Source organism: Comamonas endophytica (assembly GCF_023634805.2).
Taxonomy (GTDB): Bacteria; Pseudomonadota; Gammaproteobacteria; order Burkholderiales; family Burkholderiaceae_C; genus Comamonas; species Comamonas endophytica.
The window spans coordinates 3,578,536-3,604,830 of record NZ_CP106881.1; the positions used below are offsets into that span (position 1 = coordinate 3,578,536).

Consider the following 26,295-nt stretch of genomic DNA (forward strand, 5'->3'; position numbering starts at 1 on the left):
GGGCATAATGCAACGCGGTTGCGTTAGCGCGTTCCCTGGCGCGCGCCAACCGCCTTCTCCTGCATACCTGCCCATGCCCATTGCCCACGCTCCGTTGACCTTGCCTGCCGGAATGCGCTCCACGCGCGCCAGCCAGGCCGTGCTGGCGCTGTTTGCCACGCAGCCCGATGCCGTTTACAGCGAAGCCGATGTGGAGCGCAGCCTCCAGGCGCAGGGGCTTCACGTCAATCGCGTCACCGTCTACCGCCTGCTGAACAAGCTGCATGCTGCCGGGCTGTTGCAGCGCAGTGTCGATGCCGAGCGCATCGCGCGCTATATGCGTGCCCCGGCGGAAGGCGGCGCAGCGGTGCCGCGCTTCGAGTGCGATGGCTGCCATCAGCAGATCCGGCTGGCGGGCCACCAGGACCGGCTGCAGAGTGCCTTGCGCGCGCTGCGCCAGGAACTGCAGGCCGCCGGGCATGAAGCGCTGCAGCTGGAGCTTGCGGTGCGTGGCCGCTGTGCCGGCTGTGCACAGCCGTCCGCCTGAGCCGCCCACCCGATCCCTTCCTCTTGAAAGACCTGCCATGAAAGCCCTTCGTACCTTTGCCCTGTTGTTTGCCGCACTGAGCCTGTCGGCGCTGCCCGTGGCGCATGCGCATGACCACGATGGCAAGGACAAGCATACCGCCCAGGAAGTGAAGGCCGATATCGAGCGCCATCAGGCCATGGCCGCCGCGCACCAGGCGGCGGCCCAGTGCCTGGCTTCGGGCAAGGGCCACTCCGTGTGCCAGAAGGAGCTGGTCCAAGCCTGCAAGGGCCTGGCCATCGGCAAATACTGCGGCATGCGCCACGTGCATTGAGCCGGCATTTTCGGTAGATTCCCTTCCTCATGACGCTGTCCGCGCCCCGCCCGCATCGCGCACGCCTGCTCTTGTGCTGGCTGGCGCTGGCCATGCTGCTGGCGCCGGCGCTGGGGCGCATCCACCAGGTCGTGCACCCCGCGAAATGGCAGGGCGCGGGCATGCATGTGCATGCGGTTGCAGCTGCAGCCATCCAGGCTGATCCGGGCCGGGACCTCGCCGGACACTGGCTGCTGGCGCTGTTTTCCGGGCATGGCCACAGCGACTGCCAGCTGCACGATCAGCTCAATGCCTGGGCCGGTCCGCCATCCGCAGGCGCTCCACTGCCACAGGGCCTGCCCCGGGAACTTCCATGCCATGTGGAAGGCAGGACCGCATCCGCCGGTTCTGCCGCTTTCTTCGATCCGCGCGCACCTCCCGCTGCTGCCGTCTGATCCTGGCGCCAGCTTCACGGCGCCGAACTCCCCGTTTCCCTGATTTTTTGCGCAGGCCCTCTGGTGGCCTGCGCTGGCGCTGCGCGCTCCCCTGGGGCGCTGCGCCATGCCTGTTTCTGAAAGCATTTCCATGCACCGCATCCAAGCCCTCCGGGGTGATTCCGCGTCCGCCACTCTCCTGGCTCCACGCCCCACGCAGATCGCCATGGCCTGCGCCGCCGTGGCCGCCTGGGCCTTTTCCACCCTGGCTTCGGCGCAGGCGTTGGCGCCCGTTGCCGCCGAAGGCACCTTGTCCGAAGTCCGGGTCTCTGCCAGCGGGCTGGGACAGTCGGGCAGCGAGATGACCACACCTGCCAGCGTGCTCGAAGGCCAGGAACTGGTGCTGCGCCGCGAGGCCACGCTGGGCGAGACGCTGGCCAGCGAGCCTGGCATCCACTCGAGCCATTTCGGCGCGGGCGCAAGCCGCCCGATCATCCGCGGCATGGATGGACCGCGCGTCAGGATCCTGAGTGACGGCGTCGAGCTGCACGATGCCTCGACCATCAGCCCCGACCACGCGGTGGCTGTGGAGCCACTGCTTGCCACGCAGGTCGAAGTGCTGCGCGGCCCCTCGGCGCTGATCCACGGCGGCGGCGCCATGGGCGGCGTGGTCAATATCCTGGACAACAAGATTCCCACCGCCATTCCCGACAAGGGCTATGAGGGCAGCCTCGAGATGCGCTACGGCAGCGGCGCACGCGAGAAGGCCGGCGCCTTCTCCGTGACGGGCGGCTCGGGCCAGGTCGCGGTCCATGCCGAGGGCCTGGCGCGCGATGCCGGCGACTACCGCGTGGGCAGCGGCTGGAGCGGGGGCTCGCGCGTGGACGGCAGCTTCAATCGAACCGACACCGGCAGCCTGGGGTTGTCGTGGATCGGCAGCCAGGGCTACCTGGGCGCGGCCTATACGCGCCAGTCGTCGCGCTACGGCCTGCCAGGCCACAGCCACGGCTTCGAAGGTTGCCACACCCATGGCGACCATCTGCACTGCGGCGGTCACGATGACTATGACCATGACCATGACGACCATGAACACGGCGATCACGATCACGATCACGCGCACGGTGTGCCGGTGGTGGATCTGCTGAGCGAGCGCGTGGATGTGCGCGGCGAGCTGCGCCAGCCCTTTGCCGGCGCGGCGGCGCTGCGCTTTCGCGCAGGCGTGACCGACTACCGCCACGACGAGATCGAGGAGGGCGCGGTGGCCACCACCTTCAGCAACAAGGCGCACGATGCGCGCGTCGAGCTCGAGCACCTGCCGATCGGCGGGCTGCGTGGCGTGGTTGGTTTCCAGACCACCCAGCGCAAGTTCAGCGCCGAGGGCGAGGAAGCCTACGTGCAGCCCACCGAAACCCGGCGGCACAGCCTGTTCCTGCTCGAGGAATACCGCTGGCAGGACTGGCGCTTCGAAGGCGCGCTGCGCCACGAGCGCCAGACGGCCGAGGCACGCACCTCGGGGATCGAGCGCAAGCACAGCGGTACCTCGGCATCGCTGGGCGCGGTCTGGCAGCTGGCACCGGGTTATCAGCTGGCCACCTCGCTGACGCATTCCAGCCGCCTGCCCACGGTGGAGGAGCTCTATGCCGAAGGCCTGCACATGGCAACCTCGACCTATGAAGTCGGCAATGCCGATCTGCAGCGCGAGAAGTCCCGCGCCTGGGACCTGTCCCTGCGCAAGACCAGCGGCGCCACCACCTTCGGCATCAGCGCATTCCAGCACCGCGTGGACAACTATATCTACGGCCGCACGCTGGACGAGCACGACGGCCTGCAATTGCTGCAGTACAGCCAGGCCGATGCGCGCTTCACCGGCCTCGAAGGCCATGTGCGCCAGCGCCTGAACAGCATCTGGGGGGTGACGCTGTTTGGCGACACGGTGCGCGCACGTCTCGACAATGGCAGCGCGCTGCCGCGCATTCCGTCGGCACGCGTGGGCCTGCGGCTGGATGCGCGCTGGAACGGCTGGCAGGGCATGGCGGAATGGGTGCAGGTCGGCAAGCAAAGGCGCGTGGCCGAATTCGAGAGCACCACTGCGGGTTACGGCATGCTCAATCTCTCGGCCAGCTACCAGATGCGCACTGCCGGCGGCACGCCGTGGCAGGTCTATGTGAAGGCGCGCAATCTGACCGACCGCCTGGCCTATGCGCATACCTCCTTCATCAAATCGGCTGCGCCACTGATGGGACGCAATGTCACGGTGGGAGTGAAGGTGGACTTCTGAGGTGGCACGGGGGGCTGCGGCTTCCCTTCCTGTCGATCCTTCGGCATGCTCGGCGCAAACGGATCCTTGGCTCCGTTGGCACGAGCCTGTCGAGGGAGAAAGGCACTGCTTGATGTATTTGTATATAGATACAGTCATCCGGAAACCGCGAATCAAGCCGATGTAACTTACATGTTTGGTTGGCTAGCGTTTGGCTGCTGAGAAGAGGGCTGGTCTGGAACAGGCCGATCAAAACAATGCTGGAATCGGGGAGATGCGTTTCAGCGGTATCCACATCGGAGGTGTAGGCCCATACAGACCGTGGTGTTTGGCTAGCTGAACCTCACCGGATTCAGCGCATCGACGCAGTGCTGCAGATGTGCCAGCGCCCGTGGATGGTCCACGCCGATGCGCTGCACCACTTCGGTCGGAGCCATTCCCTGGTGCAGCCAATGCACGATGGCCGTGTTGCGCAGCACCTGCGGTCCCATGCGCGCGAGGGGTACGGCCTGATCCTGATGGGCCTGTTGGGCCAGTGCGATGGTCTTGGACGCGATATGGAACAGCGCGCGAATGGTCAGCGGCCCGCCTTTGCGCGACTCGAAAAGCGGCGCCTGCGCAAGCGCCGGCGTTCCGTTCCTGGATCTGAAGGCCATCCATGCAGCCAGCGCCTGCGCGGTGGGCGAGGGCAGCGGCAGGCAGCGCTGCTGCGCCGGGCGCTGGCCTTCCATCTGCACGAAACAAGGCCGTTCGCCCATGCCCAGCGCCGCCTTCCCGGCATCGCGAAGTGCTCCAATGGTCAGCAGGCGTATTTCCTCGGGTGCCAGCGCCAGGTCGTACAGCAGGCGCAGCACGGCATGGTCGCGTGCGCTTTGCAGGTCATCACTGCCGGGGAAGTGGCGCGGCAGCGCGGCCCAGAGCGCCGGGGGCAACACATGGCCGGTGGGCTGCTCGGGGGCAGGGCGCTCGAATGGATGCACGGCCTGCACCGGGTTGCTGGCCACCCAGCCCTGGAGCAGGGCATGCGCGTAGATGCGGTCCAGCAGGCGCCAGTAGCGCCGGCGCGTGACCTCGCTGATCTGGCGTTCCGGCTGGTGATGGGCACGTTGCCCCGGGCGGATCTGCAGGAAGTGCGCCACATCCTCGGCCGTGGCCTCATGCCAGGCGCGGCCAGACACTGGCTTGGAGGGGAGGGCGTTTCCATCGCCGGCGCGGGATGTCCGTACGCGTGCCGGATGGGCCTGCAATTGCTGTGTCCAGGCTTTCCAGACCAGGGCATAGCCAGTATCGGGAAATTCCACATCGACGCCATCCGCTGCATGGCATTCGCCATGCAGTTCGGCGTGCTGCCAGTGGACGAAGGCAGCGAGAGCATCCGGTGGGCTAGCAGCTGGAACCGCCGGCTGGGTCGCACTACGTTCAAGCACAGGTTTTGTCATTCCTTGAATGTAACTTACATGAATTGGGTAAAACATAAGAATCATTGGAATGGCAACACAAAGAAACCACCAATAGAAAAGCAGGCATGTTCCATGCCTGCTTTTGAGGTCCCACGCTCCGCGTGGGCCGGGCGCGGCCGGCTAGGCGCGGCCGGCCGACAAAGCGCCCCGGCCAGGCATGGCCGGGCAGGGTGCCGGCTTGTAGCCATCAGGGCGCGAGCCGCTCGCGCACCCACTCGGTTCCCTCGAGGCGGTAGCACAGCCGGTCATGCAGCCGGCTTTTGCGGCCCTGCCAGAATTCGAAGCGTTCGGGCACCAGGCGAAAACCGCCCCAATGCGGTGGCCGCGGAGGCGACAGCAGGAACTGCGCGCCATAGCGCGCTGCATTGGCGACCAGTACGCTGCGGCCGGAGATGACCTGGCTTTGCGGGCTGGCCCAGGCGCCGATGCGCGAATCCAGCGGGCGGCTCTGGAAATACGCGTCGCTATCCTCGGCGCTGATCTTTTCGACGCGGCCCTCGATGCGCACCACGCGTTCCAGCTCGACCCAGTGGAATTGCAGCGCGGCAAAGGGATTGCCCTGGATTTCGCGTCCCTTGCGGCTGTCATAATTGGTGTACCAGACGATGCCGCGCTCATCGTAGCCCTTGATCAGCACGATGCGCGTGCTCGGGCGCTGGTCTGCGCCCACGGTCGCCAGCGTCATCGCGTTGGGCTCGGGCACCTGGGCATTCAGCGCCTCCTGCAGCCACTGATCGAACTGCTGCATGGGACGGGCGTGTGAAGCGTCTTCGCTGAGTTCTGCACGCTCATAGCTTTTGCGCAGATCGGCGATGGAAGAGGAGATTTGGCTCATTGCGCCATTGTGCATGCGAGCAAGCCTTCCGGTGGAACTGCAGCCTCCGGCACCCGTCGCGCTACGGCCCGGACACATCCAGGAAGCGTTGCCTGCTGCGGCCGTGGAGTGCGTTTCAAACCCTTCGCGCTGTCCCGTCCCAAGAAGCGGTTTGTAACTTGGAGTGATATGCATGCCTATGTCCACGCAGGTGCAAGAGGTTTGGGAGCTGGCATCCGGCACATGGCGGCCATCCGCCAGCTCATCCGGCTTCGAGCCGGTCACTACCCGGCTGGGCCACGCAGCGGCAAGCGTGTCGGCAGCCGACCTGCAATTGCTGCTGTGTCTCCCATGGCTTGCAGAAGACGCCTCGGCGCTGTTTCCCCCCGAGTTCCTGTTTGACCCCGAATGGGGCCGGCCCTTGCGATCGGCGCCGGTGACCGCCCCGCATCCTACCTGGCTTCCACCGTTCGGCCAGGCACCGCATGTACGGCTAGGCGATGTCAACGGATTGTGCCAGACGTCCCAGCCGCTGCAGCTCGCGGGGACTGCGCTGCGCCGGCAAACGGATTCCGCCGACCAGCTGCTCAAACCGCCAGCGGCCGGCGATTTCGAGTTCTTTTCCGTGCCGGCTGGCACGGCCGTTCCCGTGCTGCTGGCCCTCGAGCCTGGCAAAGGCCTGCTTTACGCCTGGTTGCCCGACTCGCGGCAATGGGCGCTGCTGACCCACGCGCGGGAGCATCTGCTGGCCTGCTGCCGGAAAACGCTTGGCATGTCCTGGCGTGCGGAAGTCGGCACTGGTGCCGCGGGCTGCAGCCATCTCTTCATACCGACCGAAGAGGGCCTGGCCTGCCTCACCCCCGACGTGCCGGGCTTGGCATTCACGGTCGGCTATGTGGGCCGGCTGCCCTCCATCGGCGCGCCCATCCAGTGGATGGGGCGGATCTGGGCGCCGCTGCGCGCGACCGGTGGTGCAGTGCAGTTCGCATGCTGTGACCTGGAGGGCCGGGCTGGCGATGGCGTGGTACTGGAAACAGCGGAGTTGCCTCTGGTTCTCAACGCCATGCAGGCACCGGTGGCCGATGCGCGAAGGGCGATGTGGCTCGGCGATGCCGGCCGCCTGGAGCTCCACCGCCGCACCACCGGCACTGTCGATGCGGTGTTCGTGCCATGGCCCGCCGATCTCAAGCCAGCATTTGAATTTGGCTCGCCCTACCTGGCCAGCGATGGCGAGCTTTGGCAGCTGTGCCGCAATGCATCCCGGCGCTCCTATGAGTACCTGAGCCTTGCGCCGTTTCAGGAAGCACGCATGCCCGCGCTGCAGCCGCGCATGGGCACCGGCGGCGTGAACTTCCGCTTTGCCCGGCGCCAGCGCACGCCGCCCTGGGAGGAGCCTGAACATGGACACGATGGCACGGAAGTCGAGATCGTGCTGCCGATGCTGGAATCCACGGCCAGCGGGAGCATCCTGGGCTTGCGCCTGGAAAACACATCCGGCCTGGCGGGCATGCTGCGCTCGACCGAGCGCGTGCGCGCCGTCCTGGTGCTCGACGAGGGCACGCGACAAACGGCATTTTTCACGCTGAACGTGGCCATGCCCTGGCGTCTGCGCTGGTTCGTGCATGACGGCATGCTCTGGGCATTCCATGCGCAGCTGCAGCAGATCCATGGCTGGGAGCTGCAGCCATGAAGCTCCAGACAGTGGCAGCATGTGCGATCGTGGCCTGCAGCTGCGCCATGGCCCGGGCCCCGGTGCAGCACGCCTTCCTGGTGCAGAACTCCGGCTGGATGGAGCCGTTCTACACCGATGCGGGCTCGCAGCTCAAACCACTGGTGGCAGCAGTGGCCGCAGCCGTAGTCCAGCCGCACGACGAGGCGAGCACGCTGGCCTTCAACCAAAGCGCGGGCGCCAATGCGTCGCCACGCCTGCTGTCCCAGTCGCAGGGTGCGGGCCAGGTGGCGGCGGGCCTTGCAGCGCTGCAGGTGGCTCGCAAGGGCCGCGGCGCGGCTCTGGCAGACACCGATTTCCGTGAGGCCATCCTGGGCACCATCAATGGCCCATTCCAGCAGGCGTCGGGCGTGCTGTGGATCTTCACCAACAACCGCAACAGCCCGAACAACGACTCCCGCACTGCCGAACGCAACCGCGAGTTCTATCAGCTGCTGCATTCCGACCCGTCGATCACCAAGACGCTGGCTTTCCCGCTGCGCATGCCGGTCAAGGGAAAATGGTTCGAAGCGCAGGGCCTGATGGTCTATGCGCTGGCCTATGGCGCGCCGGCGGCGCAGGCGCTTGACCGCATCCTGGCCGAAGGCCGGCTTGCCAAGGTATTGACCAGGCCGCCCGCGCGCCTCAAGCCCGTGGACCAGGATGCGCTGCGCGTCGTGCCGCGATCGATAAGCAATGCACCGCACATGCAGATCAGTCTGGCGGACGACCAGCGCACGCTGGTGCTCGATGTCGACCCCGCCTATCTCGCTCCCCGGGTGACGCTGCAGGCGTCGCTGCAGAACCGGTTCTATCCCTACGCCATCGCCAGCGCGCGCGTCCATGGCCGGCTGATCGCGCCCCAGGCAAGCACCGTGCTGCAGCTCGAGCCCGCGCAGGTGCAGTCGCTTGACCCCGCGGCGTCGCGTCCCGTCCAGGTGCAGCTGACGCTGCCGGTCGAGCAGGTGCCTTCGGCCTGGTCCATGCCGGCCCTGTCCGCCATGGGCAAGCAGATGCTGATTCCGCTGCAGGTCGAGCTCGGCCTGAGTGACCAGCATCTGGAGGTGTCCCAGGCGTTCCGCGACGAGATGCATGCGCTGTTTCCCGGCGATCCGCTCTCCGACGTGTTCATGCCGCCCGCTTTGGTGCGCAGTTCACGGGTCCAGGTGCCCTTGCTGCTGCGCGTTCAATATCCCTTGGCGCCGGTGCTGGCGGTCGTCGGCGGCGTGCTGCTGCTCGTGGGCGGCCTGGCGGCACTGGGTCTGCTGGGAGGGCGCACCCGGCGCTGTGCAGTGGTCGTCGACGGTCAGCCGCGCCAGGTGATGCTCAAGGTGTTTTCCCGCCTGCCGCTGCGCAACCTGCACGGCGAGGAAGCAGGCGTGCTCCAGCGCCAGCTGGGCGCTCCCCGGGTCGCATCGGTCAATGACGGCCACAGCTTGACCCTGGGCAAATCCTGAGATCAGCACCGGCCGAAAACCGGTTTTGCCTCTCCCCATTCAACCTGAAAGGCCGCAGAATATGTCACAGCAAGAGTCGAACGACAGCGGATTCGCATTGCCTTTGCCTGCCGACGGCTCGGGCGCACAGGCTTTCGGTGAAGTGGCCGTGGCGCAAGGCGCGCCCGGAGTGGACACCTCCTCGCGCGACCTGCTGGTCGGTGGAGGCGTCCTGCTGGTGTTGCTGGTGGCGTTCTTCTTCGCCAAGAACGCCTACGCGAATGCCCTGGTGTCCAGGCGCGTGTCGCCCAACCGGGCCAACGCGGCGGCCTGGTGGCTCTTCGTGTTCCTGGCCAGCCTGTCCACGGCCGCGCTGCTGTCGATAGTCGATGCGTCCAGGTTCATGACGCCTCTGGTGCTGGGTCCGTTGGCCGCCATGGGCCTGGCCGGCCTGGTGCTGGCCCTGGCGATGGGCCGCAGGTAAGCAGCGCCAGCCCTGTTTCCTCAACCGACGCGGCGGTCGTGCCACTGCGTCTTGGCCCGCAGATCCATGACCGAACAGAACCCTTCCGTCCAGACCGGCGTCGCATCCCCCAGGCAGGAGACGCGCATGGACGTGCGTCCCACGCTGTTCATCGGCGTCGGCGGCACCGGCCTGGAGGTGCTGATGCGCTTGCGCCGGCGCATTCTGAACCATCCGTGGGGCCAGGCCGATCGCCGCGTGCACCTCGACAGCCTGAGCGAATTCCCCGTGGCCCAGTTCATCCAGCTCGATCTGGACAGCGGCGCCGTCATCGATTCGGGCCATGCGCAAGGCGCGGATCTGCAATACGAGCAGGTCAAGTTCAGCGATGACGAGAAGATCGTCGAGGCCTTCGATATCGAGAAATACAGCCGCGACGAAGACGCGCTGGAAAAGTACCCGCACATCAAGGAATGGCTGCCTCTGACGCCTGGCGTCATTGCCAACCTGGGCATCGACCCGGGCAAGGGCGCAGGCCAGATCCGCGCGGTCTCGCGCCTGTACTTCTTCGACAAGTACGCGAAGATCCGCGACAGGATCCGCCTCAAGCTCAGGACGCTCAAATCCGGCCTGTCCCATGAACAGCAACTGCACCATCTCGGTCTGAAGATGGAACGCAGCAAGTTCCGCATCGTGGTCGTTGCCTCGGTCGCAGGTGGCACGGGGTCGGGCGCTTTCCTGGACATGGGCTGGCTCGCGCGCTGGCTCGCGGAGACGGAAGTCGGCTCGGCCGATGTGGACCTGATGCTGTTCATGCCCACCGGCTACCACCAGGCCGGAAAGGACCGCACCGAAGCCAACGGCTACGCCGCCCTGATGGAGCTGGAGTCCGCCATGCGCGGCAACCGTGCCTTCGTCGGACGCTGGGACCCGCATGACCACCCGCTGCTCGACCGCGAGCCTTACAAGGAGGTGTTCCTGATCGACACCGGCAACCTCGCGCAGCAGCACACCAGAGACCTCAAGGATGTCTACCATCTGGTGGCCGACTCGCTGTTCGAGGACTTCGCCTCGGGCGAGTTCGCGCGCCGCAAGCGCTCGGTGGCGGTGAACCAGGCGCAGTACAAGAACCACCTTCACGACGCGCTGGTGCCACGCAACCGCTTCCCCGGCATGCGCCTGTCATTCTCCAGGCGCTATTCGGCCTTCGGCCAATCGGTGCTCGACACGCGCCAGCAATCACGCCGCGAGAAACAGGCCCACGAGTGGGCCGGTGCCATGCTGCGGGCCTTTTTCGGCGTGGGCTGCAGCGATGCGGCGGCGAACCGCGCGACCGACAGGCAACGCGACGACTTCATGGCCGCGCATCTCGCACTGCGCCCGACCACATTCGGCGACTTTCCCGAGTTCTCGGACAGGGGCATCCAACTCAAGCGCTCGAGCGGCGAGTTCATCGATTACCTCGTCGTCGACGACCTGCTGCAGGACCGGCACGGTGCCTTGCTCGGCGGCGTGGAGCAGCGCGTCAACGAACGCATCAACGACATCCGGGCTGGCTTCGACCGCAAGGAATGGGCCACGCAGGTGCGCGACGCGATCCGGCAGCTCGAACGCGACGCTGTGCGCGATCAGGACTCCAGCGCCGATACGACCGAAGACCGCATCGCCAGGCGCCGCCGCGAACTGCTGGACGGCATGCTTTCGGGTGTGCGCGAGCAGCTTTACGGCTATCTGGACAACAAGCAGTTCGGCGGCCTGGAATACGTGCTGTCGCTGATAGAGCAGATCAAGGACCGGCTCGAAGCCCCGGGTACCGGCTTGCTCGATGCCCTTGGCGTCAATGCCGAGCGCTACCGCGAGATCAGGGACGCCGTGCGCAGCCGCGAGATCGAACGTTTGCTCGACCACCTGGGGCAGACCCGCGGCGGGCTGTTCGGCAGCGGCGAGAAGCAAGCCGGCCTGATCATGGACCAGTTGCGCACCGAAATCGCCAACGGCCTCAAGTTCCATCTGCGTGCCAGGGCCGCCGGCGAGGCCGTGCTGCTGATGCAGGAACTGTCGGCCTGGCTGGGCCGCAAAACCGGCATCGATGCCCAGGGCCGTGCGCAATGGAACGGCCTGGTCGGCGAATTCCAGGCCGGCCGCGAAGCCGTGTTGCAGGTGCTCGAGCAGCTGCAGCACGCCGACGACATCCTGCAGGTGGAGCTGAACGCATCGCACGCCTCCTCGATCGTGCTGGCGACCACAGAACCCCTCATTGCCATGCCCGGCGCGGCGCAACTGAGGGAATGGGCCGATGAGGCGTTCAGGGACCTGGGTGGTTCCAAGGCGCTCTTTCCCCTGCTGGCCGACAACGACCAGCGCCGCACTCTCCAGGCCAAGGTGCTGCGCATGGCGCACAACCAGCTTCTGCTGGCGGCCCGGCGTGACGCGGGTGCCGCTGCGCAGGATCCGCTGATCCAGGCGCTGGAGCAACTCGACCCGGTCCAGCGCGGCGCCATCTTCGGCAAGCTGCTGGACTGCGCCATGCCGTGGATCGACGCCCGTCTGGAAGGCGATTTTGCCGCCAACGCCGACCAGTTCAAGTGCTTCATCGGCGTTGCCGGCGCGAGCGCGTTCATGCGCGCGTTCGGCGCCGAAATCGAAGCCTGCGTGCCCACCCATGCGGGCCTGACCGGCACGCAGATCGCGGTGGTCGAAAGCGGCATGCCGGGCCGCGCGGTCTGCTATTGCGAGTTGTCGGGCGTGCCCCTCACGGTGCTGCGCGGCATCGAGGGCTGGCGCACCAGCTACCGCAAGCAAACCGACAGAAGCCCGACGCACACCCATATAGACCTGAGCCAGTTCACCCATCCGATCGCCCCGTCGACCGAAGAAATCAACGCGCTGGCCGAGGACTTCAAGCATTACCTGCTGGCGGTCATGGTCGGCGAGGTGGAGCGCATCGAGCGGCGCAGCGTGCCGCCGGGCCAATACCTGTTCAGCGTGGAAGAGGGTGAGCGCCGGCGCATCGGCAACGAGCGCATGCTGCGCCTGAACGGCCTGCCGCCCGCATACCGCGGCGCGATCATGGCGCGTGTGCAGGACCGCGTCACGGCCGCAAGGCTGCCCGAACTGATCGCGCTCCATGCGCTCAGCCGCCATTACGAGCGCAACGTCTACGCGCCGCGCCTCGTCCAGGACTCCAACCTGGTCGAGACGCTGCACCAGGGGTTTGCCAGCGCGATCTGCGCCGAGATCGGCAATGAAATCCGGGCACGGATTCGCCGCTGCGGGCTGTCCGAGGAGGAGCTCGGGAGCCAATCCGATGTGCTGCGCAGGCACCTGTCGGTCTGGGCCGAGGCTGTGGAGTTCTCCGATGGCGATGCCTATGCATGGGAAGTGCGCGAAGCCGGGGAGAACGATGCGCCGCGCCTCAAATACCGGCTTCGCGCCGACGCCGTGTCGGCCGGCCTGATCGACCGCGTGCTGGCAATGCAGCCGCCACAGGCTGCGATCGCTGGAACGGCGGCGGCTGTGCCGCCCATTCCTGTCGGCATCACGCCGTCCATACCGGCCCGCCAGTACTACGTTGCTGCCAATGGGCAGCCCTATGGTCCCTTCGATGCCGCCATGCTGCGCCAGATGTTGTGCACCGGCCGGATCCAGCCCAGCTCCAAGGTCTGGCGTGAAGGCTGGAGCGCCTGGGTGGACCTGAACCAGAGCGCTGAACTGCAGCCGCTGATGGCCGTGCCTTCGGCCATGCCGCCGCTGCCATGAGCCGCATCGAGGAGCCGTTCCCATGGAAAAATGCAGCATCTGCGGCCAGACGCTCTGGAGCGCGGTGCGCCACTGCCCGTTTTGCGCAGCGCCGCAGGCCGCCGGGATCGCGGCCGCCGTGCCCGGGGAGCCGGAGGCTGCTTCCGAGCCCAGGGTCGAAGCGTCACCGCCACCTCGGCCAGCGGTAGCGCCGAGAGGCGCCGCCGCGGCAGATGCCACGCCACCGGCACCATCGCCGGCGCCCGAAGTCCAGCCCCCGGCCCATCCCAAGCCCATTGAAATCAGGGCGCGGAAGCCTGCGCGCGCATCCGCTCGCGCGCCGGCACCGCCGCGCAAGCGGACCCACAAGCTGCTGATCGGCTTGGTGGCCTTGGGCACGCTGGGCCATTGGATCTCGAATTCCACGCCCGACGCTTGCGACCGGTCGCTGGCCCTGGCCCGTTTGGCGCTGCAACAGGAAGATGCGCGGCAGGCCGGCCAGCATGCCCGCGCTGCCATTGCCGCATGCGAGGACGAGAAGCGGGCGCGTCGCGCCAAGGCCGCGAGTGACGATGCCCGGACATTGCTCCATGCACAGGCCAGAACCCAGGACCGCGCCAGGCAGCCGCCGCGGCCATGGGTGCAGCATCCGCGGCCGCAGCAGGCAGCCTGTGAGAAAAGCAACCGGCAGACCGCCAGCCACTTGAGCTCCGGCCGCCTGGTGAGTGCGGGCCGGAACCTGCAACGTATCCCCCAGGCTTGCCGCCAGCTGGATCAAACCCGGGCGCTGATCGCTCGGCTCGATCGCATGCAGGCAACGGCCAGCAAGGCCACCGCCGATGCGCGGGCGCAGCTGGGCCAGGGTGCATGGGGCCAGGCGCGCACCAGCCTGCAGGTGCTGGCCAGCGTGAACCGCGAATCCGACGATCTGCCCGAGCTGCGTGCTGTCTTGAACAGGGCCCAGCCGGGACCCTAGGCCGGCGGTTCCCCGCCGTAGTGCTCAGGCCGAGCGCAGCGGGTCCGCGTTGGAACCCGCGGCATGCGCACGCGAGTTTTCCTGGATCAGCTCGATCTTGTAGCCATCAGGATCGGTCACGAATGCAATGACGGTGCTGCCGCCCTTGACCGGGCCGGCTTCGCGCGTCACATTGCCGCCCGCCGCCTTGATCTTCTCGCAGGCCGCATAGGCATCGGGCACGCCCAGCGCCACATGGCCATAGGCAGTGCCCAGATCGTAGCTTTCGGTGCCCCAGTTGTAGGTCAGCTCGATCTCGGCCTGGCCCGGGTTGCCCCCGTCGAAGCCCAGGAACGCCAGCGAGTACTTGTACTCGGGGTTCTCGGAAGTGCGCAGCAGTTGCATGCCCAGCACCTGGGTATAGAAATCAATAGAGCGTTGAAGGTTGCCAACGCGCAGCATCGTGTGGAGGAATCTCATGCGCCCGATTGTGCCGCGAGAAAAAACCCCGTGCAGGCAGCGGAGCGCCGGCAGACCGGCGCTCCGCTGCCTCCATCACTGGCCGTATGTCCTCGAGATGAATGCCAACGCTGCCAGGGCCAGGGCGGCGCATGCCGCACGCAGCAAATGGCGCGGCATGTAACTCAGCATCCAGCCCGTCAACAGCGCTGCGAAGCTCAGCATGCCGAGCCATGCGGTGACGGCCACGGCGCCGCTCCAGCCCGCCGCCAGGCAGCAAGCCAGCGACAACGACAGCAGGGCAATGCCGGCCAATCGCCAGATCACGCTGGCGCGCAGCACAAGCGCACGCCCAAACACCTGTTCCTGGTGCCGCTCCATGGCCAGGCTGAGGGCGGTGAAGGCGGGCAGGGCAAGGGCCCCGGCAATCCACGCGCTCATGCCTGCTTCTCCGCCGACTGCGCCACAGGGCGCGGAATTCGCACACCTGCACCTCCGGCGGGGCGGGGCGCGGCCGCGAGGCCGGCCGATGCACCCAGCTTCCAGGCGGCGAAACCATGCAGTACCGCGAAGGCCAGCGCGACCAGGTCGAAGCCCGCCACGCTCCATTGCCCCTGCAGCATGGCCGCAGGCAGTGCAATGCCACCAGTGGCCGCATTCAACAGCGGCAGCGCGGCAAAAGCCACGGCTGCCAACCACAGCTGCTCGAGCCAGGCGCGCCGGTGCGTGCGCGACAGTCCATGCGCCAGGCACAGGCCCCAGACAATGAAGAAGCAGCGGATTTCCACATCCGCGCGCTGGGCGACATCCACCGGCAGCAGCCGGTTGGCCCAGAAATACGCCGCCGTTGCCACCGACAACCCGGCAATCGCGCCGATGTTCAGCACCTCGACCAGCCGGTGCCCGTGCGGCGTGCGCCCGAGCTTGCGCCGCTCGGGCAGCCGCTTGACCACCCACAGCACCAGTCCAGAGCCGGCCATCACCGTGCCGACGACACCGGAGAGGAACAGCAGCCAACGCAGCCCGGGGTCTGCAAAGCGCCCCAGGTGGATCCCCATCATGGCGCCGGAAACCGCCTGTGCCGTCGATGGGACCCGGGCCTCGGGCGCATTCCTAGGCTCTCCCGTGACCCCGTCGAACAGTAGCCGCTCGCCGGCGGCGCCGCGCACGACGGAGCGTGCGCCTTGCTCGCGCAACTCGATGCTCGCCTGCGGCGTTCCGGGGCGCTGCACCACGATGCTGCCCACGCCGCGCTCGGGCCAGTGGGCCTGCGCGATTTCCATCATCGGCGCAATGGAGGCCAGCGCCGCGGGCTCTGCCGCCTGCGCCCGGCCGGCACGCCCGGCGCCTTCACGCTCGCCCGCGCCGCCGGCAGCGCGGCCGCGGCTTTCGGCAAAATACCTCTGCATATCGCCGTCGTAGACCGCCTTGACACCCCAGGGCATGAGCATGCTCATGAACAGCAGCAGCCCGCTGAAGGTGATGACGACATGGAACGGCAGCGCCAGCACGGCGGTGGCGTTGTGGGCATCGAGCCAGGAGCGCTGGCCCTTGCGCGGACGGAAGGTGAAGAACTCCTTGAAGATCTTCTTGTGCGTGATCACCCCGGTGATGATCGCCACGAACATGAACATGGTGGCGATGCCCACGATCCAGCGCCCCCAGATGCGCGGCATCGCATGCAACTCGAAATGAAAGCGGTAGAGAAAGCTGCCGCCGCGGGTCTCGCGCGGCTCTATCACTTCGCCCGTGCCGGCATCCAGGTGCACACGCTGCGTCCCGGCCCGGCCGGCAGCCGCACCAGGCTTGCGCCAGCTGGCCTCGACGGCAGTCTGGCGCTCGCCGGGCAGATTGATGGTCCAGGTCGTGGCATCCGGCGCAATCTTCTGCATCGCCGCCATGGCCAGCGCCGCAGTCTGCGGGCCGGGAATCGACCGGTGCAGCTCGGGCCGCATCCAGTCGTTGATCTCGTCGAGAAAATAGCTCAGCGTGCCGGTGAAAAACACCGCATACAGCAGCCATCCCAGCAGCAGGCCGCACCAGGTGTGCAGCCAGGACATGGACTGGCGCAATCCTTCGGGTTTGCCATCGGGCCTCATACTGCGGCTCCCCGAAACGCAAAAGCCAGCGCACCCAGCAGTGCGGCAGGAATGCAGATGCCCAGCCAGGCGCGCCGCGCATTGACGCAACCAAAGGCCCAGAGGGCGGCCAGGGCCTGGGCGACGAACGCCAGCATGGAAGCCCAAAGTACCGCATCGACGGAAGTGCTGCCGGAGCGTGCCAGCAACAGGCCGATGCCGGCAGCGGTTGCCGACGACAGTGCATGGCCTGCGGCCACTGCAGCCAACAGGCGCGAGGCAATTGCCCAGCGATAACGGCCAAGTGGCAGCACGGCTTTATGGGGTGGCGCGACTTCACTCATGGCCTGGCCGCCTGGACGCCGAAGTGAAGGAAAGACGAGCGCGGTCATGCCAACCGTTGGTGGTTGCAGTTGTCATATGGGTTCTTAAATGCGAATGGGTCTCAATGTAGTTGCTTTTCCTTGTAGATTTTTTAACCGTAGGTAAAGATGGGGAACTTTTGCGGCTGCCGTGTTGATGATCTGGTTGGATAGATACGATGTATATTATGTTAAATGGAACGTGTTGCCCGGTAGTTGGTTGAGCTCCCGGCGACTCCCGACCACTTGGGGGTTCATGCACACTCCTCTGGAAACGGAGTCAACATGAAAACTTTATTGTGGGTCGTGGTCGTAGCGGTGATCGCGCTGGTCTTTTTCATTCGAGCGGCCAAGAAAGCAGCGGGTTCGGCCGAAGGCGGCAAAGCTGGTCCGACCGAGCAGCCACGGCGCAGGCAGTTGCTGTCGGAACGCGAGCAGGCAATGCATCACCGGCTATCGCAATCCCTGCCGGAGCTGGTGATTCTTTCCCAGGTCAGCTTTGGCGCGCTGTTGACGGCAAGAGCCTATGCGGTGCGCAACACGTTCGACCGCAAGACCGCCGATTTCGTGGTCTGCGACAAGGCGTTCCAGGTGCTTGCGGTCATCGAACTGGATGATGCAGGTCACAAGGGCAAAGCCGCGAGAGACGGTGCCCGAGATGCCATGCTCGTCCAGGCCGGTTATCGGGTATTGAGATATGCCAATATTCCCGACATCGACCGTATACGGGACGATTTTGGGCTCGGCAATGTGACCAAGCCGGTGCCGACACAGTCACTGGCGGCAATGTCTGAGCCGGCGTCCGTTCAAGGGGTCCGCTAGGCTCGACGCCCGTGCCAGCGAGCCGCCACCTCCGACAGCGCGTCCAAAGTGTCGGTATCGGCCAGCGTCCCCCAGTCATCCAGCATCAACGCGTGCAATTCGTCCTGCGCCTGCGCTGCCCGAACCAGGCTCTGCGCGCCGCTGTCGCCCGTCAACTCCAGCAACTGCTTTTTCCACGCGGCGGAAAATCCCACTGGATGGCCCCATTGACCATCTACTCGTGGGCGCACGACGCCGCCGCATTCCCGCAAAGCTTGGGCCACTGCATTCAGGCTGTCGGGCGAAACCGCGGGCAGATCGCCCGGCAGGATCAACCATCCACAGGCATCTGGCGATAGCGCCACGCCACGCGCGATCGAATGGCCCATGCCTTCGCTGCGCCACTGCGGGCCGTTTTCCACGAGCACCGCGCGCAGGCCGCTGGCACCAACGGCTGCCAGGGTATGTTCCAAAACGCTTCGCCCATGCAGTTGCGCCTGAAGTTTTCCCGTCTGCGCTCCCGAATCCCGAAAGCGTTGGCTCTGGCCCGCGGCCAGCACCACTACGATGGGGGGCTGCGAGGCGATGTGATGTTCGTCTTTGCTGTGCATCGCAGCGATTCTAAGAAGCTCTGGCATGCAAGCTGCTTGCATCGGCGCTATGCGCCCCTTCTGTCCAGACCGTATGACGACTCCCCTCCCCCCTACCTCCGAGCAGATCGAACGCCATCTGCGCCGCACTATCGAAGTCGCCAACCGCGCCGTCGGCATGGGCCGCCATCCTTTTGGCGCGATCCTGGTCGCGCCCGACAACGAGACCGTGCTGCTCGAGCAATGCAACATCGACACCGTGAACCATGCGGAGTCGACACTGGCGCGCGTGGCAGCCACCAGCTATCCAGCCGACTATCTCTGGCACTGCACCCTCTACAGCTCGGTCGAGCCCTGTTGCATGTGCGCGGGAACATCCTACTGGGCGAATATCGGCCGCGTGGTGTTTGGCATGACCGAGCATGCGCTGCTGCAGCATACCGGCAACCATGCGGAGAATCCGACGATGAGCGTGCCGTCGCGCCATGTGTTCGACCATTGTCAGAAGCCGGTCGAGTTGATCGGGCCCGTGCCTGCGCTCGAGGCCGAAATTGCCGCACAGCAGAAGGCATTCTGGGCCGGGCGCTGAAGTCGCCATGACAGGCGCCAACAAAGGCGCCACCAAAGGCGCGTCTTGCGAATTCGGCTGGCGGTTCGTAGATCTGACTCCCGGCTTCCGCCGGGCGTCTTGACCATCATTGCGGCATCGACCAGCGCGTCGATATCCCGCAATGCGGTTATCGGTCGAGGTCTTGGCCAATCAGGCTGCTGCAAGATAGGGGCGCGGGTTCGGATGGGACGGTTTGCGGTGAATAGGCGCCGCATTCACCACCTGGGCGCTGTTTGGCCAGCTCTGCGCGCAGACCGTACATGTCTAGCGTGCGGGATCGGCTGCCTCCTTCGCATAGCCCAGGCAGGCTCCCCCATTGGGCCGGCCCTGGCATTCGCGCAGCAGGCGGGTCTCGCGTTGGGTCGGAGTTTCGCCGCTGCCCTGGCTCTTGGCCTTGGCTTTGTCGCGCGGCGCATGGCAGTGGAAATCCTTTTTCTTCGAGTTGTGGCAGCCGTTGGCATCCAGGCCGCCAGGCGTGGCGTGGGCGAGACTGGTCGCCAGATACAGCAAGGCAAGAACAAAAGACCGCATGGCACTGTTCCTTTCCATCGGAGTGCAGTGGCCGCAGGCGTGGGCCAAAGCGCAAGGAGCGTGGCTCCAGAACCGCCTTTTCGCAAGCAATGCCCGCGCTGGCGCCCTTGCCTCTGGGTCCACGCCGGTCAACCCGGCATGGGTGGATCCCAGCCTACTTGCGCGGCAGATTGCGCGCGCGCTGGGCCAGGGCGCGGCGCTGCAGCGAGCGGCTGCCGGTGCGTGGCGCGGCGTTCTTGTCTGTGGCGGAGGCCGGCGCGGAACTGCTCTGCGTCGCGGACAGCAGGGCCTTGAGATCGGCCACCCGATCCTGCGCCGCCTGGGCGCTTTGCTGCGCGCCCAGCAGCTGGGAGCGTGCCTGCAGCAATTCTTCTTCTAGATGCTGCTGACGGGTTTGCCATTCAGCCAACCGGGCTTCGGACTTGCGTTCCTGCTCGGCCTGGGCTTTCTTGGCACTGGCAACCTCCTGGCGCGCGCGGTCGAGGTCGGTCAGCATGCGGCGCTCGTTGCCGGCAAACTGCTCGGCCAGGCGCTGGCGTTCTTGGGCCGCGGCCTGCTGCTCCTCGCTGTGTTCCTTGCGCTCGAGCTCGCGTGCCTTGCTGGCGGCCGCCAGTTCTGCGCGCAGGCTGCTGAGCTGCGCCTCGCGGTCCTGGGCCAGTTGCTGCATTTCGTCGAGCCGGCGCGACAGTTCCTGCGCCTGGGCACGGGCCAGTTTCATGGCCTCGTCCATGGCCTGCTTCTGCTGGTGCAAGGCCTTTTCGCGCTGCTCCATGTGTTCCAGATCTGCCTCGTGCGACAGGCGGCTGGCCTGCAGCGCGGCTTCACGCTCGTGCAGCGCCTGCTGCGCACGGTCCATGGCCTGGGCGCTGGCGCTTTCCCATAGTTCCTGTGCCAGGCGCAGCACCGGCTCGGGCACCCCACCCTGCGGCGTGTCCGTCTGGACCACGCCCAGGCGCTGGCCCAGCGTGGCAAACCAAGATTCGAGCATCGGGCTCACGGTGTTGGGCGAGCCGCGGCCGATCTGTTGGCGCACGCGTTCAATGGTCGGGCGCAGCCCCTGGGCCAACAGCGCATCGGCTGCGGCCCAGACATCGGCTTCCTGCACGCCGCGGGTGACTTTGGGAGGGTTCATCTGGGCATCCTGCTAGGATAGGTATCGATAAGAAATTGTTATCGCGAGTTATTTTATTTTCACGTATTATACAATACGTAATACGTATTAAATAATACATAAGTTGAAATTCATAGATGCAGCCTGTTGTTTTTGATGCCATGGCGCCTGCTGCCCGGGATTCCGATGCCCCCAATGTTTCTGCGGAAGTCGAGGCATTTCCTGCACCTTTGCCGGGGCACCGGTTGGATGAAAAGGCGCGCCGCGCCATGCAGGATCTGCTGCGCGAGGGCGAGTCGCTCAATACCCGTGCCAGCTACCAGAGTGCCCTGCGTTATTGGGCTGCCTGGCATGCGTTGCGTTACGGCAGCCAGATCGCCTTGCCGCTGTCGGTGGAGTGCGTGCTGCAGTTCGTGGTGGACCATGCGCAGCGCAGCACGCCGCAAGGGCTGGTCTGCGAAATGCCGCCATCCATGGACCAGGCATTGATGGAGGCGGGCTACAAGTCCCGCTCCGGTGCGCCCTCGCACAACACGCTGGTGCATCGGGTGTCGGTGCTGTCGAAGGTGCATCAGGTCAGGGACCTGCCCAACCCCTGCCGCGACCCGCGCGTGCGCGAGCTGCTGTCGCGCACGCGCAAGGCCTATGCCAAGCGCGGCGCATTGCCGCAGAAGAAGGATGCGTTGACGCGCGATGTGCTGACGCGCCTGCTCGAGACCTGCGATGACGGCCTGCGCGGGCGCCGCGACCGGGCGCTGCTCCTGTTTGCCTGGGCCAGCGGGGGGCGCAGGCGCTCCGAGGTGGCAGGCGCCGACATGCAGTACCTGCGGCGCCTGCCCTCGGGCGACTATCTCTATACGCTGGCGCATTCCAAGACCAACCAGGCGGGAATCGACGCGCCGGAAAACCACAAGCCCGTGCTGGGCGCGGCCGCAGAGGCATTGGGTGCGTGGCTGGAGGCCAGCGGCATTGGTGAAGGCGCCATCTTCAGGCGCATCCGCAAGGGCGGGCATCTGGGCGAGCCGCTCACTCCCCCGGCAGTGCGCAACATCGTGCGCGAGCGGTGCGAACTGGCAGGCGTCGATGGCGATTTCTCGGCGCATTCGCTGCGCTCGGGTTTCGTGACCGAGGCGGGGCGCCGCAACGTGCCGCTGGCCGACACCATGGCCATGACCGGCCACCAGAGCGTTGCCACCGTGCTGGGTTACTTCCGTGCCGAGGCCGCCACGGGCAACAAGGCAGCGCGCATGATGGACGATGGTGAAGCGCCACGCTCCTGAAGCCCCCGCCTCTTGTCGCATGGCGGATGCATTATGGTAAATTATTTGAAATCAATAATTATCCATATGGAATAATTCATGCGAATTGGCTACTTTCGCCGCGAGGCCCTTGCCCGGCAGATGGCGCAGCAGCTGCTGCGCCCTGGAATCCTCGATCAGGGGCTGCGTTCGGGCCTGTTCCTGTCGGGGTCGCGGCGCACGGGCAAGACCACTTTCTTGCAGCAGGACCTGATGCCGGCGCTGGAGGCACACGATGCAGTCGTGGTCTATGTGGACCTCTGGTCCGACACCCAGGCGGACCCTGGTGCGCTGGTCCATGCAGCCATCCGCTCTGCCTTGCAGGATCTGCAGACCCCGGCTTCTGGCGTCCTGGCACGGCTGGCGCGGATCAAGGGCCTGGATGTCGAGGCGCTGGGCTTGAAGTTCGGCTTCGAGCTGGCCGATCTGGGCACCCGTGACGGGCCCACGCTGGCCCAGGCCCTGATGGAAGTCGTGGACAAGGCCCAGACCCATGTCGTGCTGATCGTCGACAAGGTGCAGCAGGTGCTGGCCACGGAACAGGGGGCGCAGTTGATGCTGGCGCTCAAGGCGGCGCGCGATGCCATCAACCCCCGGCCCCACACGCCGGGCTATTTTCTTTTCATCGGCACGGGCTCGCACCGCGCCCAGGTGTCGAGCCTGACGCTGCAGGGCAAGCAGGCCTTTGCCGGCGCGACCTCGCTGGGCTACCCCACGCTGGGCGACGACTATGTGGAGTATCTGCTGGGCGCCGTCGGCGCCGAGGGCGCGAAGGTGCCCAGCCTGTCGGTGGCCGTGGCCGCGTTCAAGGCCCTGGACCACCGTCCCGAGGAGATGCTCCGCGCGCTGCGCATGGTGCAGCAGTACGACGAAGCACAGGTGGACGCGTTCTTTCCAGTGATTGCATTGACGCTGAAGACGGCCGCCGCCGATGTGGAACTGCGCAAGATCGAGGACCTGGGCCTGCTGGCAATGGCCGTTTTCGGGCGCGTGGCGGCGGAGGAAGAAGGCGTGCGCGGGTTGTTTTCGGCGGAGTCCATCGCTGCCTATGGCGCGCTAGTAGGGCATGAGGTGAGCACGGACCAGGTGCAGCGCGTCGCCGATGACCTGCGCAACGCCAACCTCATCATGCGCAAGAGCCATGGCATGTATTGCGTCACCGACCCTTTCGTGCGCGGCGCCTGGCTCTCGCACAAGGCCGCCGGTGCAGCATTGCGTCCAGCCGGCTGAATGCATCACGTCCCCGGAATTACGGCATGCGCTGACGCCTGGCAGGCGCGAAGGCTGCTACCCTCGAACCATCCCGGCATCGGTCTGCGGCACAACCGCCGCGACCGCCGTGCTTTATACTTGCTTCCCCGGAAGCTTTTTTGACCCTAGAAGGAGTCCGTTCCATGGCATCGCTCGACAAAGTTCTCTACACCGCCCGTACCAACACCACCGGTGGCCGCGACGGCGCCTCCAGCAGCGACGACGGCCGCCTGGACATCGACCTGTCGTCGCCCGGTGGCGCCGGCAAGGGCACGAACCCCGAGCAACTGTTCGCGGCCGGCTATTCGGCCTGCTTCATCGGCGCGCTCAAGGCCGTGGCAAAACGCCAGAACGTAACGCTGCCCGAGGACACGTCGATCGCCGCCGAAGTCGACCTGGGCCCCGTGGGCCAGGCCTTTGGCATTGCCGTGCGCCTGGCCGTGAAGCTGCCCGGCATGGACAAGGAGCAGGCGCAGAAGCTGGTCGACGACGCGCACCAGGTCTGCCCCTACTCCAACGCCACGCGCGGCAACATCGACGTGAACCTGACTCTGGCCTGAGCCAGCCGAGGCCCCGGCGCCCTGCCGGGGCTGCCATTGAGGCTTCTCAGCCCAGCGCCGCGATGACATCCGCCGGCGCCTGCACCAGCTCGATCAGCACGCCCTCGCCCGCAATGGGGAATTCGTCGTTGCTCTTGGGGTGCAGAAAACAGATGTCATAGCCGGCCGCACCCGGGCGGATGCCGCCCGGCGCAAAGCGCACGCCCTGGGCGGTCAGCCACTCGACGGCCCGCGGCAGATCATCGATCCACAGGCCGATATGGTTGAGCGGCGTGGTGTGCACCGCTGGCTTCTTGTCCAGATCCAGCGGCTGCATGATGTCGACCTCGACCTTCATGGCGCCGCGGCCCATGGACAGGATGTCCTCATCCACATTCTCCCGCTCGCTCTGGAAGGTGCCGGTCTGCTCCAGGCCGAGCATGTCGACCCAGAGCTTTTTCATGCGGCTCTTGTCTGTGCCGCCAATGGCCACCTGCTGGATGCCCAAAACCTTGAATGGGCGCTGCTGCGCTGCCGTCATATTGCTCCTCATGTTGTTTTGATGCCGTCCAGCCATTTTGCGGGAAATGCCTGCACGCGCATGAAAAAACCGCCGCTGCGCAAATGCAGGCGGCGGTGGAAAAACCATGAAGCGCGCTGTGTCAGCGCTTGAGGAATCCGGCTACCCCCTGCCTGAAGGCTTCGCTGCCATAGACCCGATGCACCAGGTCATCGTCTTCGAGGCTTTGCTCGACAAGAATGCGCCGCAGGCTTTCCTTGACCGCGGCCTGGGTCACGGCCGACAAGCCGATCAGCCGTTCGGCCAGCGCGTCGGCGCGCTCGCCCAGCTGCTCGGTCGTGCAGGTTTCATATACATAGCCACAGGACAGCGCCTCGGCGGCATCGATATATTCGGCCAGCAGCAGCATCCTCTTGACGCGCGGCGCACCGAAGGCGGCCTGCAGGCGCGCCAGGTTGCGCGACGACAGGGTATTGGACAGCGTCTTGGCAATGGGCACGCCAAAGCGCGCACCGTTGCTGCAGATGCGGAAGTCGCAGACCGTGGCCAGGGCCAAGCCGCCGCCTACGGCCCAGCCGTCGATCACCGCGATCGTCGGCACGGCAATGCGCTCGACGCTGCCGACCACCTGCTCGACAAAGGCTTCATAGGCAACGCCCTGCTCGCCCTGCCGGAACTCGGCGAAATGCGCGATGTCTGTGCCCGAGATGAAGGACTTGCCGCCTGCGCCGCGGAACACGACAGCGCGCACCTTCGGGTTGGCCCCGCACTCGGCAATGCGCTCGAGCAGCGACTCGTACATCGCCTGCGTCATCGCATTGTGGCGCTCGGGGCGGTGGATGGTGATCTCCGCCGCGCCCGAGGGCTGCAGGGTGAGTTGGACCTGCTCGCTCATGCCGACAAAGCGTAGATTTCGGCCATGATTTCCTCGTTGTGCTCGCCCAGCAGCGGTGGATGGCGGCGCACCTGCTGAGGCGTGCCCAGCATCTTCACGGGGAAACCAATGTTCTTGACCTTGCCCTCGATGGGATGGTCGATCTCCATGCACATCTTGCGGTGCGTGCCGTGCTCGCCCTCGAAGGCCTCGGGGTAGGTCAGCAGCGGGCCGGCCGGAATGCCGGCTTCCAGCATGGTGTCCACCCAGTCGGCGCTGTCGCGCGCGGCAAAGCTCTTCTCGATCTCCTCGATCAGCGCTTCGCGGTTCTTCAGGCGCAGCGCCACGGTGGCGTAATCCGGGTGCTCGACCAGTTCCGGGCGCTCGAGCAGCGCACACAGCTTGGCCCAGAGCTTCTGGTTGGTGGCGCCCATCACGAAATAGCCGTCGCGCGCCTTCACCGCCTGGTAGGGCGCGCTCATCTTGTTGCTGGTGCCCAGCGGCGACGGGGGAACGCCCGTCCCCCAGTAATCGGACATGTCCCAGATCGAGAAGGCCATGGCCGAGTCGAACAGCGAGGCATCGATATGCTGGCCCTGGCCCGTCTTCTGCGCGCCGATGTAGGCCGACAGCAAGCCGTAGGTGGCGAACAGTGCGCAGCCGATATCGGCCACCGGCACGCCGGCCTTGACGGGCTTCTCGCCCTTGTAGCCGGTGACGCTCATCACGCCCGACATGGCCTGGGCCATCAGGTCGAAGCCCGGGCGCGTGGCCCAGGGGCCGCTCTGGCCGAAGCCGGAGATGCTCACGTAGACGATCTTCGGATTGATCTTGCGGATCGTCTCGTAGTCGATCTTCATGCGCTGCACGGCGCCGGGGCGGTAGTTCTCGACGATCACGTCGGCCGTCTCGGCCAGCTTGTAGAAGAACTCGCGGCCCTCCTCGCTCTTGAGGTCCAGCGTCAGCGAGCGCTTGTTGCGGTTCATGTTCAGGAAGCCCATGCTGTCGGGGCCCTTCATCTTGAAGCCCATGGCGCCGCGCGTCTGGTCACCCGTCGGAGGCTCGACCTTGATCACGTCGGCGCCCAGGTCGGCCAGCAGCATGCAGGCAAAGGGGCCGGCCATCACCTGGCTCACATCGAGAACGCGGATGCCTTGCAGCGGCAGTTGGGTGTTTTGTTGGCTCATA

The 26,295-nt window shown here is 66.1% G+C and carries 26 protein-coding genes; 14 read left to right on the forward strand and 12 right to left on the reverse strand.

Annotated elements, in window-relative coordinates; translation table 11 throughout:
* The first annotated feature begins 73 nt into the window (after window positions 1–73).
* From M9799_RS16300 to M9799_RS16315, 4 genes are all read left to right on the forward strand, one after another.
* Window positions 74–526, forward strand: coding sequence for a Fur family transcriptional regulator (locus tag M9799_RS16300; RefSeq protein WP_231042361.1), 453 nt, complete (start codon window positions 74–76; stop codon window positions 524–526).
* A 37-nt stretch (window positions 527–563) separates the two neighbouring features.
* Window positions 564–839 carry a hypothetical protein gene (locus tag M9799_RS16305; protein ID WP_231042362.1) on the forward strand — a complete coding sequence of 92 codons (276 nt, stop codon included), beginning with the start codon at window positions 564–566 and terminating at the stop codon, window positions 837–839.
* Window positions 840–868: 29 nt separating this feature from the next.
* Window positions 869–1,273 carry a hypothetical protein gene (locus tag M9799_RS16310; protein ID WP_231042363.1) on the forward strand — a complete coding sequence of 135 codons (405 nt, stop codon included), beginning with the start codon at window positions 869–871 and terminating at the stop codon, window positions 1,271–1,273.
* Between the two features lie 130 nt (window positions 1,274–1,403).
* Window positions 1,404–3,530 (forward strand): TonB-dependent receptor domain-containing protein, encoded by a 2,127-nt coding sequence (locus M9799_RS16315; RefSeq protein ID WP_422688652.1) that lies wholly within the window; start codon window positions 1,404–1,406, stop codon window positions 3,528–3,530.
* A gap of 311 nt (window positions 3,531–3,841) precedes the next feature.
* Here M9799_RS16315 and M9799_RS16320 read toward each other — a convergent pair whose 3' ends face one another.
* Both M9799_RS16320 and pdxH read right to left on the reverse strand, forming a co-directional pair.
* Window positions 3,842–4,687, reverse strand: a complete 846-nt coding sequence (locus M9799_RS16320) for a tyrosine-type recombinase/integrase (protein ID WP_231042364.1) — start codon at window positions 4,685–4,687, stop codon at window positions 3,842–3,844.
* Between the two features lie 469 nt (window positions 4,688–5,156).
* Window positions 5,157–5,804 carry a pyridoxamine 5'-phosphate oxidase gene (gene pdxH, locus M9799_RS16325; RefSeq protein WP_377008520.1) on the reverse strand — a complete coding sequence of 216 codons (648 nt, stop codon included), beginning with the start codon at window positions 5,802–5,804 and terminating at the stop codon, window positions 5,157–5,159.
* Window positions 5,805–6,294: 490 nt separating this feature from the next.
* Between pdxH and M9799_RS16330 the strand changes: the two genes are divergently transcribed.
* From M9799_RS16330 to M9799_RS16350, 5 genes are all read left to right on the forward strand, one after another.
* Entirely contained in the window at window positions 6,295–7,473 is a 1,179-nt protein-coding gene (locus tag M9799_RS16330; protein ID WP_231042366.1) for a hypothetical protein, read from the forward strand.
* Window positions 7,470–8,948: a hypothetical protein gene (locus M9799_RS16335; protein ID WP_231042367.1), complete on the forward strand. Its 1,479-nt coding sequence runs from the start codon at window positions 7,470–7,472 to the stop codon at window positions 8,946–8,948. Before M9799_RS16330 ends, M9799_RS16335 begins: the two co-directional genes overlap by 4 nt.
* A 61-nt stretch (window positions 8,949–9,009) precedes the next feature.
* Complete coding sequence (locus tag M9799_RS16340; protein ID WP_231042368.1) at window positions 9,010–9,411, forward strand: hypothetical protein; 402 nt, start codon at window positions 9,010–9,012, stop codon at window positions 9,409–9,411.
* A gap of 66 nt (window positions 9,412–9,477) precedes the next feature.
* Entirely contained in the window at window positions 9,478–13,149 is a 3,672-nt protein-coding gene (locus tag M9799_RS16345) for a tubulin-like doman-containing protein (protein WP_231042369.1), read from the forward strand.
* Between the two features lie 22 nt (window positions 13,150–13,171).
* Entirely contained in the window at window positions 13,172–14,104 is a 933-nt protein-coding gene (locus M9799_RS16350) for a hypothetical protein (RefSeq protein WP_231042370.1), read from the forward strand.
* 24 nt (window positions 14,105–14,128) lie between these two features.
* Here M9799_RS16350 and gloA read toward each other — a convergent pair whose 3' ends face one another.
* The 4 genes from gloA to M9799_RS16370 all read right to left on the reverse strand — a co-directional run bounded on the left by gloA (window position 14,129) and on the right by M9799_RS16370 (window position 17,012).
* Entirely contained in the window at window positions 14,129–14,563 is a 435-nt protein-coding gene (gene gloA / locus M9799_RS16355) for a lactoylglutathione lyase (protein ID WP_231042371.1), read from the reverse strand.
* A gap of 75 nt (window positions 14,564–14,638) precedes the next feature.
* Window positions 14,639–14,983 carry a DUF3325 domain-containing protein gene (locus tag M9799_RS16360; protein ID WP_231042372.1) on the reverse strand — a complete coding sequence of 115 codons (345 nt, stop codon included), beginning with the start codon at window positions 14,981–14,983 and terminating at the stop codon, window positions 14,639–14,641.
* On the reverse strand, window positions 14,980–16,602 hold the full coding sequence (locus tag M9799_RS16365) for a PepSY-associated TM helix domain-containing protein (protein ID WP_479690843.1): 1,623 nt from the start codon (window positions 16,600–16,602) through the stop codon (window positions 14,980–14,982). Before M9799_RS16365 ends, M9799_RS16360 begins: the two co-directional genes overlap by 4 nt.
* 35 nt (window positions 16,603–16,637) lie before the next feature.
* The gene (locus tag M9799_RS16370; protein ID WP_231042374.1) at window positions 16,638–17,012 is read right to left on the reverse strand and encodes a DUF3649 domain-containing protein; all 375 of its coding nucleotides are present in this window, start codon (window positions 17,010–17,012) and stop codon (window positions 16,638–16,640) included.
* Window positions 17,013–17,267: 255 nt separating this feature from the next.
* Here M9799_RS16370 and M9799_RS16375 point away from each other — a divergent pair, with 255 nt between their 5' ends.
* Complete coding sequence (locus tag M9799_RS16375) at window positions 17,268–17,804, forward strand: DUF2726 domain-containing protein (RefSeq protein ID WP_231042375.1); 537 nt, start codon at window positions 17,268–17,270, stop codon at window positions 17,802–17,804.
* Here the strand turns inward: M9799_RS16375 and M9799_RS16380 are convergent.
* The gene (locus tag M9799_RS16380) at window positions 17,801–18,394 is read right to left on the reverse strand and encodes a nucleotidyltransferase family protein (protein WP_231042376.1); all 594 of its coding nucleotides are present in this window, start codon (window positions 18,392–18,394) and stop codon (window positions 17,801–17,803) included. The two genes, M9799_RS16375 and M9799_RS16380, sit on opposite strands and share 4 nt — an antisense overlap.
* 73 nt (window positions 18,395–18,467) lie before the next feature.
* On the opposite strand from M9799_RS16380, the gene M9799_RS16385 reads away from it, so the two are divergent.
* The gene (locus tag M9799_RS16385; protein ID WP_231042377.1) at window positions 18,468–18,962 is read left to right on the forward strand and encodes a nucleoside deaminase; all 495 of its coding nucleotides are present in this window, start codon (window positions 18,468–18,470) and stop codon (window positions 18,960–18,962) included.
* A 285-nt stretch (window positions 18,963–19,247) separates the two neighbouring features.
* On the opposite strand, the gene M9799_RS16390 is transcribed toward M9799_RS16385, so the two are convergent.
* Together M9799_RS16390 and M9799_RS16395 are read right to left on the reverse strand one after the other, a co-directional pair.
* A complete protein-coding gene (locus M9799_RS16390; RefSeq protein ID WP_231042378.1) occupies window positions 19,248–19,514 on the reverse strand; it encodes a hypothetical protein in 267 nt (88 codons plus the stop codon).
* A 154-nt stretch (window positions 19,515–19,668) separates the two neighbouring features.
* On the reverse strand, window positions 19,669–20,646 hold the full coding sequence (locus M9799_RS16395) for a DNA-binding protein (protein WP_231042379.1): 978 nt from the start codon (window positions 20,644–20,646) through the stop codon (window positions 19,669–19,671).
* Window positions 20,647–20,786: 140 nt separating this feature from the next.
* Here M9799_RS16395 and M9799_RS16400 point away from each other — a divergent pair, with 140 nt between their 5' ends.
* The 3 genes from M9799_RS16400 to M9799_RS16410 all read left to right on the forward strand — a co-directional run bounded on the left by M9799_RS16400 (window position 20,787) and on the right by M9799_RS16410 (window position 23,734).
* Window positions 20,787–21,905 (forward strand): site-specific integrase, encoded by a 1,119-nt coding sequence (locus tag M9799_RS16400; RefSeq protein ID WP_422688781.1) that lies wholly within the window; start codon window positions 20,787–20,789, stop codon window positions 21,903–21,905.
* 78 nt (window positions 21,906–21,983) lie between these two features.
* Window positions 21,984–23,153: a P-loop NTPase family protein gene (locus M9799_RS16405; protein ID WP_231042380.1), complete on the forward strand. Its 1,170-nt coding sequence runs from the start codon at window positions 21,984–21,986 to the stop codon at window positions 23,151–23,153.
* A 164-nt stretch (window positions 23,154–23,317) separates the two neighbouring features.
* Window positions 23,318–23,734 carry an organic hydroperoxide resistance protein gene (locus M9799_RS16410; RefSeq protein WP_231042381.1) on the forward strand — a complete coding sequence of 139 codons (417 nt, stop codon included), beginning with the start codon at window positions 23,318–23,320 and terminating at the stop codon, window positions 23,732–23,734.
* 46 nt (window positions 23,735–23,780) lie between these two features.
* On the opposite strand, the gene M9799_RS16415 is transcribed toward M9799_RS16410, so the two are convergent.
* The 3 genes from M9799_RS16415 to M9799_RS16425 form a co-directional block, all read right to left on the reverse strand.
* Window positions 23,781–24,254 carry a VOC family protein gene (locus M9799_RS16415; RefSeq protein ID WP_231042382.1) on the reverse strand — a complete coding sequence of 158 codons (474 nt, stop codon included), beginning with the start codon at window positions 24,252–24,254 and terminating at the stop codon, window positions 23,781–23,783.
* A 121-nt stretch (window positions 24,255–24,375) separates the two neighbouring features.
* Window positions 24,376–25,128, reverse strand: coding sequence for an enoyl-CoA hydratase (locus M9799_RS16420; protein ID WP_231042383.1), 753 nt, complete (start codon window positions 25,126–25,128; stop codon window positions 24,376–24,378).
* The gene (locus M9799_RS16425; RefSeq protein ID WP_231042384.1) at window positions 25,125–26,294 is read right to left on the reverse strand and encodes a CaiB/BaiF CoA transferase family protein; all 1,170 of its coding nucleotides are present in this window, start codon (window positions 26,292–26,294) and stop codon (window positions 25,125–25,127) included. The genes M9799_RS16420 and M9799_RS16425 overlap by 4 nt, the downstream gene beginning before the upstream one ends.
* Window position 26,295: the final 1 nt, after the last annotated feature.